The sequence below is a fragment of the Corynebacterium sp. HMSC072G08 genome (genome assembly GCF_001809185.1).
Taxonomy (GTDB): Bacteria; Actinomycetota; Actinomycetes; order Mycobacteriales; family Mycobacteriaceae; genus Corynebacterium; species Corynebacterium phoceense.
Genome location: NZ_KV796419.1, coordinates 1 through 14152 on the forward strand (window position 1 = coordinate 1; position 14152 = coordinate 14152).

Here is a 14152-nt window from a genome sequence, read left to right on the forward strand (position 1 = left end):
GAGAATCAGACACGCTTTCTGCTACTTAGCCCTAGATCAGAGACGTGCAAATGGAAAATTGTCCCTTACGACGACACGCCGCAGATCCCACACATTTGTTCCTTGAGCCCGATAAAAGCCGCCTACCCAGTACTTGCTGGGGAGACGGCTTGTGGTTGTGGTTAGACGGTTCTACTGTCGGCCTTTCCTCATGCGCGACCAGGCTGCTGCGACAACCAGGCCAACGCACGCGATGGCGAGGTAACCCCACATGTGATCGGCGCTGGTCTGAATGGTCTTTGGCGGAGCAGGAGTGTTCTCTGCGGTTAGGACGCTTTCTGTGTCGCGACCAGAGGTGACACCGTCAATCCAGTCGGCGGTGCCTGCGAGGGTAGTGATTGCCGCACTGGGGGAGGGCAGGTCAGGATCGCCATTGGAAGTTTGGGCGGTAGCGAGCCCGGCGAGCTTTCCATCGACGAAGAATGGTCCGCCGGAGTCGCCGCCCTGCATACCTGCGCCAGATACGGAATGTGCGTCCAGGATGGCGCTTTCGATCATCGGCATCATGGCAGCGTCGGCAGGGATGCTTTCGGTTCCAGCAGGGATCGACTCGGTTTGGGAATCATCTGGCTTAACTGCGTCTGGCTTAGCTGCATTTGGCATTGCTGTACCTGGCATGACGGCGTCTGGCTGCATTTCCATTGATTCCATGGCACCGCCTGGAATAGCCTCACCTGGAGTAGCTTCACCAGGCGCAGCCTCGCCTGGAGTTCCTTCAGAGGGGCCTCCGCCCAGCAGCTCATTGACGACCATCTTGGTCATCGGAAGCTGTCCGGATCGGGCCATCGATGAGCTGTTGCTCCAACCGTAAAGAGTTCCCGTCTGCCCAGGTGCCGGGATATCGCGGGAAACCTTCGCCGGAGTTGCGTCAGTGACCTTCTCGGTCAAGTGAAGTAATCCTGCATCGGACACTGGAGACAGTGCCCAAGAATCGGCATCGTAGACCTTCCCGCCGATGCGGGCCTGGGTTCCTTCGTTGTTCACAGACTCCAGGCAGTGGCGTGCTGTGAGCACCCACTGATCTGCAACCAGCGCTCCAGTGCAGTCACCAAAATTTCCGATTTTGCCAATCCTTAGCTCGGCCACAGAACCGCTTTCAGCATTTGCAGGTGCGGGTTCGCCGTTTTCCAATGCAAGAGCCGGGCCGGCAGATAGAAGCAGGGTGCTGCTAACAAGTGCTGCGATGGAAAAAGATGTTTTCTTCACGGTTATTTCCCTTTCCCAGAAGGAACAATGGCCTTGATCGCGGTGGCAACGAGCTTTTCAGCAGGGCCCTGTCCCACAAACTTCTTCCAGAGACTTGCGATGACGAGGAAGAATACGATGAATCCTGCTGCGGACAACGTGGAATGCAAAGCCACATTCTGCTGCCAATAAAACGCGGTGAGAACGTGCAGGATGTAAATGGTCAGCGACATTGTTCCCATGGCCGCGAACGGGTAAACCGCGGTCGCAAAGCGGTCGCCTACGAACAGGCACACATGCAGCACAATAGCGGCAACGGCGACGGAGAGAATGATTTCGCCGAAGACACCGGTGTGGCCGGTAAAACGGAGCCAGCCAGCAATCTCGGGATCAAATCGGAAGTACATGCCGACGGCTGTGATGACAACGCTGACAGTGGTAACAATCCCACTCAACCGAGTATTAGCGCTGGTCTCGGAGGTAGAAGTGCCTTGCAGACGACCACGTAGGTAGACGTCGTAAAGCAGCATGCCGCCGATGAAATATGCGATCCACGCCAGTAGCGGATAAATCTGTGGCAGCGTCATGGGCGCGTACTTAATTGTTGCGGCGATAGTCGCGGCGATGAAGAAGCCGACTCGCCACCAGGTTCCGAGTGCTGGCATCCAGGAAACCAACATCATTACCAGACCCATGACAACGAGGACTACTTGAATTTCTCCACCGACCGGCAACAAGGCCAGGCCGATGAGAATAATCAGAGCGCCGCGAGTGATGAGGCGCAAGAAAGTGGTGCTGCTGTAATTGCGCCCGATAATCATCATGGTGGCGCCGGCAATGATGGCGAACAATGATGAAGGCAGACCGGAGAGCACAATCTTTGTGCTCCAAAGCAGTGAGGCCATATGGACAATGATCATGCCGATGATGGCGAGTGAGCGCGCTATATCAAGCCCCACAATTCGTGAAGGTTTATTCACCCCAGATTTCTCCTTTGCTACAACTGAACGGGAGGTGTTCTTTGGTAAGAAGTACTCCCTATAACCGTCTTAATAAAAACGATTTCCTAGTTGTAGCAACCGAATCTGACAATACGTTAAGTGACGACGTGTAAAACACAGTGATTTGTCTGTATATTTTCTGGCCTGACTTTCACAATGTGGTTTAGTCCGCGATTCTCGGCTCAGTCTTCAAGGATTGTGGTGATGAGGTTCGTGGCTTCTTCGTTGGTGTCGGGTGGAATGTTGTAGCGGTGTGTGCCGGTATCAACGGTGGCGTGGCGCAGACGCCTTTTCTGGGGAATCCGATGGACAGTTAGCGGCGCGCCTCGATGGCGTCGATGACCTTGAGGAACTCCTCCGGCACCGTCTCGCGTGCGTGGTCGACGAAGCGCTGTGGCACCTCGAAGAACTGCTCCGCGACCGCGCCGGTGATAGCGCCCATGGTGTCTGCGTCGCCGCGCAGGTAAATCGTGTTGCGAATGGCGGACTCGAAGTCGTCCGCCTCGAGGAAAGCGATAAGGGATTCGGGGACGGTCTTCTGGCAGGAATCTTCGAAGCCATACCCGGCCGCGCGCAGACTGGCGCACGTCCGGGTGAGGTCATAACCGTAGGCTCGCGAGATGTACTCGCGAATCTCTGCCGCTGGTGAGCCGGTGCGGGCAAGGTAGCCGGCCGCCGCGGTGGCCTGCGCGCCCTTGATGCCTTCCTCGTGGTTGTGAGTGACGGACGCAGTGATGCGTGCGAGGTCCTCGGCTTCCTCGAGGCTCCGCGCATAATCGATGACGGCGGAGACGCGCATGGCGGACCCGTTGCCCCACGAGTTATACGGCTCGCGCTTGCCGGAGCGCAGCCACTCGCTGAAGCTACCGCCATAGGCACCTTTCGGCGTGGGGTACTTTGCGCCGTAACGATGGAAGGCATCGATAAGCGCCTCGGCGAGCGCTGCCTCATCGGAGCCTGCCTCGAGCAATGCTGCACCCACGGCAACCGTGAGGATGGAGTCGTCCGTAAAGCTGGAATCCGACGGGAAGAGCTCGAAGTCATACGTGCTCACGGGGTTGAACTCGTAGTCGCTGCCTGCAATGTCTCCAATAATTGCGCCAATCATAGGGGCCTCCTTGAAGCTAGGGAATAGGGGAGTGTGCGGGAAGCGTGGCTGGAAAGGCCGTCACGCGCACTGTGCCCTTTCATATTATTGCGAGGCGCGACATGGGGCGTGGGCATTCGAAGGGGTGTTCGTATTAGAAAGCTCGGCGCGCACATTCGTTCTCGGTATGGAAGTGGAATGCCGCTAGACCCAACAGATAGTGTCCGCGCGCTTCCCGATGCCCCATGCCAGCGCATCGCCGTCTACCCCAGCGTCAAGGTACACGACGTAGGAGTTATGAGTTTGCGGCGCCGCGCTCGCAGGCCACAGCGCGTAGTCTACGTCGCTCCCGCCCAGTGACCATTCCGTGTGCTTGCCGTCATCGAGAACTTCGTCAAACCTGCGACGCAGATGAATAACCAGAATTTCCAGGAAATTGTCCTCCTCGACGGCGAAGAGCCGCTCACCGGGGCGATGCCTAGCGAAGAGGAAATCGCGTGTGGCCATGAGCGCCCCGTGTGCGCGCGATCCGTCCGGATCCGCGTTGCGCAGCACAGCAGCTAGACGCTCTGATTCAAGGTCGACGGTTGCTGGCATACATGCTCCGTTTCGGGTGGGGTTACCGCGCATGGTAGCCGGCATGAGATGGATATCTTCTCATGGCGCAGTTGCTTGATGTCTTCTTTCTCGCTTGTTCCGGGGATGCTTGTGTAACAGCGCTATGCCACCACCGCCAACCCATGCGTCACCAAAATCTTCGCAATCATCGCGGCGGGGTAGACGAGCGCATAGCCGAGGGACACGCGGGGGTCGGTATTCGTGCGGGTGTTGGCGAAGGCGAGGACGGCGGGCTGGGTTTGCGCGCCGGCGAGCACGCCGGAGGTCTTCGTGGCTCCCATGTGGAGCACGCGGCGCATGAGTAGCACGACGCCTACGGCGACGGTGAGCGTGACGGCCGCGCCGAGCAGCAGGATCTTCCACCACGCGCCGCCGGTAAAAGCACCGGCGATCTGGCCGCCGGCGTTCGTGCCGGCTTGGGCGAGGAACATGAGGAGGCCGAACTCGGCAAGCACGGTGTTCGCGGAGTGAGGAAGTGCCGTGGGCAAGGAACCCACGCGCCCCACGCGCGCCATGATTAGCGCGACGATGAGCACGCCTGCGGCCGCGCCCAAGCTAAACGAACCGCCGCCGGGCATGGGGATGGAAAGCTCACCCAGGCCCACGCCGACCGCCATGCCCAGGCCAAGCGAGATGGGATTGATGTCAGTGAGACCCTTGGAGGAGTCACCGAGGAACGCGGAGATTTCCTCCAAAGAGTCCGCGGGGCCGACGACACGAACGCGGTCGCCGAGTTCGACGACGAAGTCGGGGATGGCTACCTGGTCCTCGTCGGCGCGACGGATGCGCGAGATACGCGCGCCCCAGCGGTCCGCGAGGGTGTCGTTGAGCTGCGCGATGGTCTGGCCCGCATGGATATGACGGGAAATCGTAATGCGTCGGAAGTCCAGATCATGACGGTCCTCGTTGAGAATCTGTGGCGACTCGCGGCCGAAGGCCTCGGTGACGACGTGGAGGTATTCGGGCGAGCCGACGATGCTTACCACGTCGCCGGGATAGAGCACGTCAAAGTACTTCGGGATGATGATGTCATTCTGGCTTACCCGCCGCAGGCGCGTGACCTGCACTTCGTTGTGACCGGTCTCGAGTATCTCACCCACCGGGACGCCGCCGTCGCGCGTGATCTGGACGTGCACGAGCGTGACCGGGCTCGTCGTATCGTCGTCCTCACCGGCCTTGCGCAGCACGAGCGTCGTTGCCGCGAGCATGCCGATGACCCCGAAGAGATAGGCCACCGCATAGCCCACCGTCGCCGCACCACCGTTGCCCGTTGCTTCCGATGCCGCCGCCAGTGCCGGCGTGTTCGTAATGGCGCCTGCAAAGGTGCCCGCGATGGTCGCAGCGTCGAGCCCGAAGGCGTAGCGCCCCAAGGCCCAGGCGACGACGGCCGCGGCGAGGAAGACGCCGATCATCGCGCAGATGGGCCCACCCGCGCTGCGCAGCGATTGGAAGAACGTCACGCCCGAGTTATTGCCAATGCCAAACGCGAAGAGCACAAGGCCCAGCGTGCCGAGTACCGGCGGGAGGACGATCTCCACGCCGGAGGCCGCGCCCGCCGCCGAGACCGCGATGGCGAGGAAGAGCACCGCCGCCGCACCCAGGCTGATGCTGCGGACCTTGATGCTGCCCAACGCCATCCCAATGCCGATGAGCAGTGCGACAAGCAACACGGGCTGTTCAGCCAGCAAGGAAATTACAGAGGTCACGACGGCACTTTCTCCCTACACAAGGTAAGGCGGGAATCGGGGTGTTCAAACGACCCATATCCTAACCCAGGCGACGCTGCGGGGGAGGGGGCATCGGAAAGCGGGGCCACCGGGGCACGACGAGCTCGAGCACGTCCACGCTGTGCGCGAGGTCAAGGTACGTCGTCGGCTCGTCGAGGAAGATGATGTCCGTGTCCTGCGCCAACACCATGGAGATCCACACGCGCTGGCGCTGTCCGCCGGAGAGCGGATCCACGGGGCGCTCGCGCGTGAGCTCCATGGCGTGTTCGACGGCCTCCGAATGCGACGACGACCACTGCTGCAGCCACGTCTGGTGCGGGTGCCGCCTGCGCGCGACCAAGTTCTCGACCGTCACACCTGGCGGCGTTATCGGCGCCTGCGGCAGCATGGAAATCTTCTGAGTCTCGCTGGCTGCAGAGCCCCTGGGCGAGGCCGACTCAGATGTGGTTGTGGGCGCCGTCGACGCGACCAACTTCGCGCTCGACAAGCTCGTGCCGCAGCTCGAGGAGGTCGCTCCGGAGGCCTAACCCCGCGCCCTGCACCGAGCAAGGCGCGGAGCTTCGGCGTGAAATGACCACAACGCCCGAATAGGAACCGAAAACTTCGATTTTTCGGTCCTTATTCGGGCGTTGTGGCTAACGCATGGTTAGAAGAAGCGGTTGTACAGGCCGTGGAGCGGCTTGGGCAGCCAGCTCGGTGCGCGGTCGCCCTCTCGGACGGTCGTGGCGGCGTAGCCCACGCCAAGCGCCGCGAGCAGTGCTGCGAGCGTGCCCACGACCGCCGCGACGATGCCGCCCGTCGACGAGCCGCACTTCTCGCTCGATCCCTGCGCCGAGCCCTTGCCTGAGCCGTCGCACGTGTCGGCCTTCGGGTCGACCTCGGCGGGCACGACCTCGTCGCTGGGCTTGGCTGCTGGTGTCACGGTCGTCGTGATGGTTGTCGGCACGGGCTCGACCTTCGTCGAGGTCACGATCTCAGGGGTCGGGCCTTCCTTGGTCGACGTGACGACCTTGGTGACCTGAGCCGTCGTGGTCACGGTCGTCTCCACCGGCTCGTGCGGCGCAGACGACGGGGCCGGCTCAGCAGGCTCGGAGGAGGGCGCGGGCTCTGACGGCGCCGAAGACGGGGCGGACGTGGGGGACGAAGGGGAGGAGGGGGCATCGGAAAGCTCGGCGCGGTCGTTGTTGGTGAGCGAGACCTTGTCGACGACCGACGGGTCGTTGGCGTTGTACGTGGTGAAGGTGAGCTTGTCGCCGGTGACGTCGACCTTCATATAATCCTCGGTGTAGTCCTGACGCCACAGGGCGGTGGAGGGATGCTGGAGGGACTTATCGATGGTCTCGAAGCGGGCCTTGGGGTACTTCTTGCCGTCCTCGCCCTGGAAGTCGTAGTACTTGCCGCCGCCAGCGGTGGTCGTGGTGAGGTAGAGAACCTCGCCGTCATTGGGTTCGAGCACGTCGCCGCGCTTGGCCTCGGCCTCGACCGGGGTGAGGCCGTTCATGAGGTGCGTGCGGGTGTAGATGTGGTCGTGGCCGCCGAGGACGGCGTCGACGTCGAGCTCGCTCATGACGGGGGCGAGCTGCTCGCGCAGGCGGGTGACGTCCGCGTCCGTGTAGTGGGTGCCCTGGGAGAAGAAGGAGTGGTGCATGCCCACGAGGACCCAGTCGTTGGACTTGCCGCGCTCGGCGATGGTCTTGCGCAGGAACTCCTCGTGGCGGGCGATGTCCTTCTCGGAGCTAGCGTTCGTGTCGAGGCCGATGAAGAGCACGTTGTTGCGCTCGAAGTAGAAGTCGCGGATGTCCTCTTCTTGGTTGGGGTTGAGGAAGTGCTCGTCGTAGTGCTTGAGCTCCGCCGGGGAGGCGTAGAGCTCGTGGTTGCCGGGCAGCGCGTTGGTGGGCACGCGGCGAATCTCGGGCGCGGAGAAGTAGCCGTCATACTGAGCGACGGGCGCGCCCCAGCCCTCGACCTGGTCTCCCAGGGACCAGATCATTTCGGCGTCGGGCACGTCTGCGACGGCGTTGCCGATGGTGTTTTGCCACTGCGTGGTCTGTTCCTTGATGTCCGTGCCCACGCCGATTTGGGCGTCGGTGACGGTGATAAACGACCAGTCCTCGCCGAAGCTGCCGGTGGTGTAGTCCTGCGGCTCGGACCAGCCGCCCTCGTCGGAACCCACGCGGTAGGAGTACGTGGTGTTCTCCTTGAGCCCCGTGGCTGTGGCGTAATTCGACTTGTAGAGCAGTGCGCCGGCGTTCTTCTCCTGCGCGTCGAAAGTCTGTGTGCCGTCGGGACCGGTGACTTCGAGCTTCTCCGCAGCCCCGTGGGCGTTGGTGCGCCACGAGACGATGGCTTGGGTCTCATCCGCGCCGGGTTGGAGGAGGGTGCGGAAGATGGGGTTGGAGGCGGCGGTGGCTGGCGCGGGCACCACGACCGTGGAGGTTGCGGTAGCGAGGGCGAGCGCGACGGCGGCAAGGGACTTTTGAGACATGCGGATTAGCTCACCACGCCCACATGAACGCGGAGTTAATGCTATGAAAACAGTTTCTCCAATTAACTACCTTCGGGGGTATTCGCGGTTGAAGGGGCTGTTGGTGCTGCTTAGCGTTTCTGTTCATGTCTTCCATCTCTCGTCGAAAAGCGTTGCAGTACGGTGCGCTCGGGGCTGGCGTGCTGGGCGCGGCGGCCGCCGGTGTGGCTGGCGCGCAGCAAGGTACCCGTCTGTCGCCCCTGGATGCTTATAACCAATCCACCGGTTCTTCTTTGCCGTTCCTCCACGGCGTGGCCTCGGGCGATCCCCTTCCGAACTCCGTGGTGCTGTGGACGCGCGTGACGCCGGACCGCGACGCGCTGCCAGGCTCGGGCTTGGGCGCCGATGTCGATGTCGAGTGGGAGGTCTCTGAGGACCGCTCGTTTGGCTCGCTGGTGGCGTCCGGTGCGGCGACCGCGACCGTGGCGGAGGACCACACGGTCCACGTCGAGCCCTTTGGGCTGGAGCCGGGGACGGAGTATTTCTATCGCTTTCGGGTGACCTCCGGCGATCATTCCGGAGCCGAGTCCCCCGTGGGACGCACGAAGACCGCTCCTTCCTTTAACGCCACCCCAGAGTCGCTCACCTTCGCCGTGGCCTCGTGTGCGAACTGGGAATCCGGTTTCTTCTCGGCGTACCGCGACATGGCGGAGCGTGGCCAGGCGGGCGAGCTCGACTTCGTGGCCTTCCTCGGCGACTATATCTATGAGTACGGCACGGGGGAGTACCACGGAAAATCTGGCGTGGCCCGTCCGCACTACCCGTCGTGGGAAATCGTCACCCTCGAGGACTACCGCATGCGCTACGGCCGCTACCGCACGGACGCGAACCTTCAGGCCGCACACGCCTCCGCTCCGTGGGTCGTGACGTGGGACGACCACGAGTCCGCCAACGACGCGTTTAACACGGGCGCGCAGAACCACACCGACGGCTACGCCGAAGGCCAGTGGGACTGGCGCTACAACCAGGCGCTGCAGGCGTATTACGAGTGGATGCCGCTGCGTCGCCCCAAGCTTTCGGAGGAAGGCCACCTCTACCGCAGCCTTCGCTTTGGCACGCTCATGGAGCTCACCATGATGGACCTGCGTAGCTACCGCGACGCGGAGACGACCGCCGCGAACTACGCGAACCCCGAGCGCACCATGCTCGGCAGTGAGCAGTACGCGTGGCTCCAGGACACCATCTCCCTGTCCGAGGCGACGTGGATGGTCATGGGCAACTCCGTCATGATCGCCCCCATGCGCATCCTCACCATCCCCGGCAACGACGAAGCCAACGAGGCCCTGCGCAACGCCAAGGGCACGACCACCGGCTTTGCCATGAACGCAGACCAGTGGGACGGTTTCACCGCGGACCGCGACCGCCTCCTCAAGCTCCTCGCGGAGCGCGAGGGCAACTCCTTCTTCATCACCGGCGACATCCACAGCGAGTGGGCGAACTCCATCTTCTACGGTGACAAGGAGGTCGCCTGCGAGATGGTCACCACGTCCATTTCCGCGCCCAACGTGGACGAAATCCTCACCGAATACACCGGGATTTACCATCCCGAAGACAATTCGACCTCGCAGCTTGTCGAGTCCGCCATCCGCGACGCGAACCCCTGGGTCAAGCACGTCGACTATGACGCCCACGGCTACGCCGTCGCCCGGCTCACCGCCGAAGACGTAGAGATGCGTTATTACCGGGTCTCCGACGTCGAGGACCCCGCAGCGAGTGTGTCCCTGGGACTCACCAAGACGTGGGCGCCGGGGCAGGGTTTCACCTCTTAACCTGCACCTTTGTGCGCGGGGGTACCCGGAGTCTGGAAAACAGGTAACGGCTTGGACACAGTCGTTACGTCGATAGGAATTCTGCGCCGCGCGCGTGTCATGATGAGACGGTTCGTCCTCATCCTCAACGTGAAAAGGAGCCCTTTTTATGCTTCATGTTTCGCGCCTTAAGAAAGTCCTCGTGGGTGCGACTTTCGCAGGTGCGTTCTTCTTTGCTGCCCCCGCAGCCAATGCCGCGACGGCCGACCCTGCCGCCGCGCTTTCCGATGCCGCCTCCTCCCTCAACGCCGCATTCAACAGCGCCGTCGACACCGCGCTTGCCGATGCCCCCGCCGAGGTCCAGGAGCACGTCTCCACCGCCCAGCGCCAGGCCGAGACGCAGGCGGCCGCCGTGCAGTCGCAGGCCGAGACGCAGGTCGCGCAGTACGCGGAGACCGTGGGCGCCGCCCCGGCCGGTGGCGCTGGCGAAAGCGGCCAACCGCTGACCAATCCGAACCCGATTGGCCTGCAGCAGATTGAGGAGGCCACGCAGCCCGAGTTCCGTCCGGCCGCCGTGGATCCCAACTACGTGTGGAAGAACGACACGTTCTCTAAGGTCGCCGCGATGAAGCCCGAGGCGGACTTCGTGCTGCACCGCGTGCCGGGCTCGTACTACGACGCCCCGCGGATTCCGGAGGAGTCCAACCGCGCGATGAACCGCGACCACTCGCTCTACGGCCCGGGCACGCCCATTTACATCGGCCAGGACACGATGTGCACGCTCACGGTCGCCGGCCATGACGCCGCTGGCCGCGCCGTGGGCATTACCGCCGGCCACTGCGGCAACGTCGGCGAACAGGTCAGCTCTGCCGACTCCTGGCAGGTCGGTCCCACGGGCACCGTCGTGGATAAAAACGAGTCCATGGACTACTCCGTCATCGAGTTCAACGACAAGGCGGAGGTCTCCACGTCCTACAACGGGGTCACCGCGCACGGCGTGGGCGGCACCGTCGCGCCGGGCGAGGTCGCGTGCAAGCGCGGCCTGGCCACCGGCACCACGTGCGGCATGGTGTTGCTCAACAACAACGGCCCGGTCCAGGTCAACCAGGTCTGCGCCATGGTGGGCGACTCCGGCGCGCCGCTGTTCAAGCGCGGCCGCGTGGTCGGCCTCATCACCGGCGGCACCGGCCCGGTCTCGTGCCGCACGCCGTGGCAGGGTGCGCTGCACTCGCCCACGGAGGCGACGAACCTCGACGCCGTCGTCGCTGACATGAACCGCCGCGGCGGCGTGGGCTCCGGCTTCACGGTCGCGTAACCCGCGCGCATGAGGGGCACCAGCAGGATGCTGGTGCCCCTTCGGCGATCCGGCCAGGTTGGCGGTGCGGCGGGCTACTGCTCGTGGAAGTAACCCATGACGGTCTCGTGGAGGTGGCCGTTCGTCGCCACGGCGGAGCCACCAGCGGGGGAGTCCACGCCGTCGAGGGAGGTGAACGTGCCGCCGGCCTCCTTGACGAGGAGGTACGGGGCCGCGAGATCCCAGAGGGAAACCTCGGGTTCGACGGCGATGTCCACGGCGCCTTCGGCGAGCAGGCAGTAGTTCCAGAAGTCGCCGTAGCCGCGCAGGCGCCAGGCGTTATCGGTCATGGCGATGAGTTCCTCGCGCAGGTCGGCCTCGAGCCAGCCGGAGAGTGAGGACATGGCGATGGAGGCGTCGCCGATCTTGTCCACGCCGGAGACGCGCAGGCGGCGCTTCTCGCCGCCAAAGACGCGGTAGGCGCCGGAGCCCTCGCAGGCGAACCAGCGGCGGCGCAGAGCCGGGGCAGAGACGACGGCGACGATGGGCTGACCGTCCTGGAGCAGCGCGATGAGCGTGGCCCACACGGGCACGCCGCGCACGTAGTTCTTCGTGCCGTCGATGGGGTCGATGACCCACTGGCGGCCGGACATGATCTGCTCGCCGCCGAATTCCTCGCCGAGGACCTCGTCCTGGGGGCGGGCCTTGGCGAGCTCGGCGCGCAGGAGCTTCTCGCAGGCGAGGTCTGCGTCGGAGACCGGCGTCATGTCCGGCTTGGACTTCACGTTGAGGTCAGCGGCCTCGAAGCGGGACATGGTGAGCTGATCCGCGCGACCCGCCAGTTCAAGGGCCAGACCTAAGTCTTCTTTGTGCTTACCCACGGAGGGCCTCCTCGATTGCGTCGACTGCGTCTTTATTGCCGGCGATGGACCATTCCACGCCGCCCGCGGATACCTTACGCGCAACTCCGCCGGATCCTTCAACTAAGGCCTTGCCGGGCAGCCAATCCCAGTCCGCGACGGAGTGCTGCATCCACGCGCCCCACGTGCCGTCCGCGATGGAGGCCAAGTCGATGGAACCCGCGCCGAGCATGCGCACCGACGCGAAACGCGAGGCCACGCGCTGCCACGCATCCCGGATGTCCGGGTCCTGCATGGACGTGGGGTGCAGGTAGGTCGCCAGCGCAATCTGATTCGGTAGCCCGGTCTGCATGTGCACCGGTTTGTTGTCGCGGGTGGTGGGGGTGTCGCGGCCGCCACACCACGTGTAGCCCATGGCGGGGCGGTGGACGGCGCCGAGGATGACCCCGGTGGCATCGGAAAGCGAGAGGGCGCTGCACCAATAATCAGAGCCCGACGCAAAGTTGTAGGTGCCGTCGACCGGATCGATGTGCCACACGCGCCCTGACGTTGATGGGCGGGAGGCGCCCTCTTCACCGACAATGCCATCCTCCGGGCGGACCGTCGCGAGGATTTCGGAGACGAACTTTTCGGCCGAGCGGTCCGCGTCCGTGACGACGTCCGAGACAGAGGTCTTCTGGTCGACGCTTACGCCCTGCTCGCGCAGGCGCCAGGCCCAGCGGCCCGCGTTGTAGACGAGTGCCTGGGCCAGATGATTGTCAGAATCGTCCGCGTGCGCGACGATAAACGTCTTGATGAGCGCCGCGGTCATCTCTTCGAGAGAAGGCTGGGAAGTCATAAGTCCACATTGTCCCCCTTAATGCGTGGCAATGCGAATTAGAGGGCTAAACTGGGGCGCTATGCGACCCGAGACCTCCGCCACGATTGACCAGCTAAGCGCGACCCTGACCTCCATCGAGAAGGTCATGGACCCTGAGACGCTGCGCGAGACCGTGCGTGAGCTCGAGGCTACGGCGGGCGACCCCTCGTTGTGGGACGACCCGGCGCACGCGCAGCAGGTGACGACCAAGCTCTCGGCGGCGCAGGCTAAGCTGCGGCGCTTGGGGGAGCTGCGCGGGCGGCTCGACGACCTGCCCGTCATGTACGAACTGGCGGAGGAAGAGGGCGACGCCTCGGTGGCAGACGAGGAGCTTGCTTCCTTGCAGGCGGCCATTGAGTCGCTGGAGGTCACGACCATGCTCTCCGGCGACTACGACGACCGTGAGGCTGTTATTAATATCCGCTCCGGCGCTGGCGGCGTCGATGCCGCCGATTGGGCAGAGATGCTCATGCGCATGTACACGCGTTGGGCGGATAAGCACGGCCACAAGGTCGATGTTTACGACATCTCCTATGCGGAAGAGGCGGGCATTAAGTCCGCGACCTTCGTGGTGCACGGCGAGTACATGTACGGCCAGCTCTCGGTCGAGCAGGGCACGCACCGCCTGGTGCGTATCTCGCCCTTCGATTCGCAGGCGCGCCGCCAGACGTCGTTCGCTGAGGTCGAAGTCCTGCCCGTCGTGGAGCAGACCGACCATATCGACGTGCCGGATTCGGACCTGCGCGTGGACGTCTACCGCTCCTCGGGCCCGGGCGGCCAGTCCGTGAACACGACGGACTCCGCGGTGCGCTTGACCCACCTTCCTACGGGCATCGTGGTGACTTGCCAGAACGAGAAGTCTCAGATTCAGAACAAGGCGTCCGCGCTGCGCGTGCTCCAGGCCAAGCTGCTTGAGCGTAAGCGCCAAGAAGAGCGCGCCGCAATGGACGCGCTGGGCGCCGGCGGCAATGCGTCGTGGGGCAACCAGATGCGCAATTACGTGCTGCACCCGTACCAGATGGTCAAGGACCTGCGTACCAACTATGAGGTGGGCGACCCGCAGAAGGTCCTCGACGGGGATATTGACGGGTTCCTTGAGGCGGCGATTCGCTGGCGTATGGCCGCGGAGCGCGCAGCCGAGTAATCGGGGGCGTGTGGCGGGGACATAGCGGGGTGTTCGCGTGCGCGCGACAGAGTACCGGATTCCTGG

11 protein-coding genes and 1 pseudogene are annotated in these 14152 nt (G+C 63.6%); 3 read left to right on the plus strand and 9 right to left on the minus strand.

The genetic code is table 11. The features are described from left to right. Positions 1 to 171: 171 nt before the first annotated feature. The 7 genes and pseudogenes from HMPREF2559_RS04820 to HMPREF2559_RS04850 all read right to left on the minus strand — a co-directional run bounded on the left by HMPREF2559_RS04820 (position 172) and on the right by HMPREF2559_RS04850 (position 8142). Positions 172 to 1245: a trypsin-like serine protease gene (locus tag HMPREF2559_RS04820; protein WP_066484744.1), complete on the minus strand. Its 1074-nt coding sequence runs from the start codon at positions 1243 to 1245 to the stop codon at positions 172 to 174. 2 nt (positions 1246 to 1247) lie between these two features. Further along, positions 1248 to 2204, minus strand: a complete 957-nt coding sequence (locus HMPREF2559_RS04825) for a DUF418 domain-containing protein (RefSeq protein ID WP_066484747.1) — start codon at positions 2202 to 2204, stop codon at positions 1248 to 1250. Positions 2205 to 2538: 334 nt separating this feature from the next. After that, positions 2539 to 3333 (minus strand): ADP-ribosylglycohydrolase family protein, encoded by a 795-nt coding sequence (locus tag HMPREF2559_RS04830; RefSeq protein ID WP_066484756.1) that lies wholly within the window; start codon positions 3331 to 3333, stop codon positions 2539 to 2541. A gap of 183 nt (positions 3334 to 3516) precedes the next feature. Then, positions 3517 to 3909 carry a NaeI family type II restriction endonuclease gene (locus tag HMPREF2559_RS04835; protein ID WP_066484762.1) on the minus strand — a complete coding sequence of 131 codons (393 nt, stop codon included), beginning with the start codon at positions 3907 to 3909 and terminating at the stop codon, positions 3517 to 3519. A gap of 122 nt (positions 3910 to 4031) precedes the next feature. After that, positions 4032 to 5636 carry an aspartate:alanine exchanger family transporter gene (locus tag HMPREF2559_RS04840; protein ID WP_066484767.1) on the minus strand — a complete coding sequence of 535 codons (1605 nt, stop codon included), beginning with the start codon at positions 5634 to 5636 and terminating at the stop codon, positions 4032 to 4034. Positions 5637 to 5754: 118 nt separating this feature from the next. Further along, positions 5755 to 6144: pseudogene (locus tag HMPREF2559_RS04845) on the minus strand (ATP-binding cassette domain-containing protein); the annotation flags it as partial. 159 nt (positions 6145 to 6303) lie between these two features. Further along, complete coding sequence (locus HMPREF2559_RS04850) at positions 6304 to 8142, minus strand: purple acid phosphatase family protein (RefSeq protein ID WP_070539729.1); 1839 nt, start codon at positions 8140 to 8142, stop codon at positions 6304 to 6306. A 125-nt stretch (positions 8143 to 8267) separates the two neighbouring features. Between HMPREF2559_RS04850 and HMPREF2559_RS04855 the strand changes: the two genes are divergently transcribed. Together HMPREF2559_RS04855 and HMPREF2559_RS04860 are read left to right on the plus strand one after the other, a co-directional pair. Beyond that, positions 8268 to 9950, plus strand: a complete 1683-nt coding sequence (locus tag HMPREF2559_RS04855) for an alkaline phosphatase D family protein (protein ID WP_066484770.1) — start codon at positions 8268 to 8270, stop codon at positions 9948 to 9950. Between the two features lie 148 nt (positions 9951 to 10098). Then, positions 10099 to 11244 carry a S1 family peptidase gene (locus HMPREF2559_RS04860; protein WP_070539731.1) on the plus strand — a complete coding sequence of 382 codons (1146 nt, stop codon included), beginning with the start codon at positions 10099 to 10101 and terminating at the stop codon, positions 11242 to 11244. Between the two features lie 74 nt (positions 11245 to 11318). On the opposite strand, the gene hisN is transcribed toward HMPREF2559_RS04860, so the two are convergent. Continuing rightward, positions 11319 to 12104: a histidinol-phosphatase gene (gene hisN / locus HMPREF2559_RS04865; protein ID WP_066484777.1), complete on the minus strand. Its 786-nt coding sequence runs from the start codon at positions 12102 to 12104 to the stop codon at positions 11319 to 11321. Further along, complete coding sequence (locus tag HMPREF2559_RS04870) at positions 12097 to 12921, minus strand: inositol monophosphatase family protein (RefSeq protein WP_066484781.1); 825 nt, start codon at positions 12919 to 12921, stop codon at positions 12097 to 12099. The genes hisN and HMPREF2559_RS04870 overlap by 8 nt, the downstream gene beginning before the upstream one ends. Positions 12922 to 12982: 61 nt before the next feature. On the opposite strand from HMPREF2559_RS04870, the gene prfB reads away from it, so the two are divergent. Next, positions 12983 to 14086 (plus strand): peptide chain release factor 2, encoded by a 1104-nt coding sequence (prfB, locus tag HMPREF2559_RS04875; RefSeq protein WP_066484784.1) that lies wholly within the window; start codon positions 12983 to 12985, stop codon positions 14084 to 14086. The last annotated feature ends 66 nt before the right edge of the window (positions 14087 to 14152 follow it).